This is a genomic window from Roseburia zhanii (assembly GCF_014287635.1).
GTDB lineage: Bacteria > Bacillota > Clostridia > Lachnospirales > Lachnospiraceae > Roseburia_B > Roseburia_B zhanii.
The window spans coordinates 1-627 of sequence record NZ_JACOPH010000091.1; the positions used below are offsets into that span (position 1 = coordinate 1).

Genomic DNA, 627 nt, shown 5'->3' on the forward strand with positions numbered 1-627 from the left:
AATTATTTTAAGGGGCTTTGTGCTCTAGCATTTCAGGGATTTTTTATGATGGTATGCGTTGCAATCTATGCAGTGCTTGTGGCTGGTGTGGCAGTATCCGACAACCTGCATACGGCACTCTGGTCGGTGGCAGCATATACCGTTATTTTATGCTTTTCACTCTTTAAGACTGGTTCATTATCGAAATCTATCTGGAATGCGCACTAAGGGAGGAACGATATGGCAATATCCGTGCAGGTGCCGAAGGATTTGTCCGGTATCAAGACAAAAGTGGCACTGAACTTAACAAAGAGACAGATCATCTGTTTCAGCGGTGCGGCAGTAGCCGGGATACCCTTGTATTTTTTAACAAAGGGACTGATCGGAACATCAGCCGCATCACTTCTTATGATGGGAGCAATGCTTCCATTCTTCTTTTTTGCAATGTATGAAAAAAACGGATTTCCGGCAGAGAAGATTTTGTATTTTATGCTCCGGCAGAAGATACTCACACCGGGCATAAGACCATACCGGTCAGAGAACTTATACAAGCAGTTGGAAGAAAAAGAAAAATTACGAAGGGAGGTTCGTTATCTTGAAGAAAAAGCAAAAGGCAGAACCGGAAAGCCGCAGAAAAAGCAGTTATAA

The 627-nt window shown here is 43.1% G+C and carries 1 protein-coding gene and 1 pseudogene; both read left to right on the forward strand.

Annotated features, from left to right (window positions below):
• Positions 1–207 (forward strand): annotated as a pseudogene (locus tag H8S17_RS16315) (VirB6/TrbL-like conjugal transfer protein, CD1112 family); the annotation flags it as partial.
• Positions 208–219: 12 nt separating this feature from the next.
• On the forward strand, positions 220–627 hold the full coding sequence (locus H8S17_RS16320; protein WP_055307226.1) for a PrgI family protein: 408 nt from the start codon (positions 220–222) through the stop codon (positions 625–627).

Coding starts and splice junctions, on each gene's coding strand:
- H8S17_RS16320 (WP_055307226.1), top strand. CDS start 220: ATGGCAATATCCGTGCAGGTGCCGAAGGATTTGTCCGGTATCAAGACA.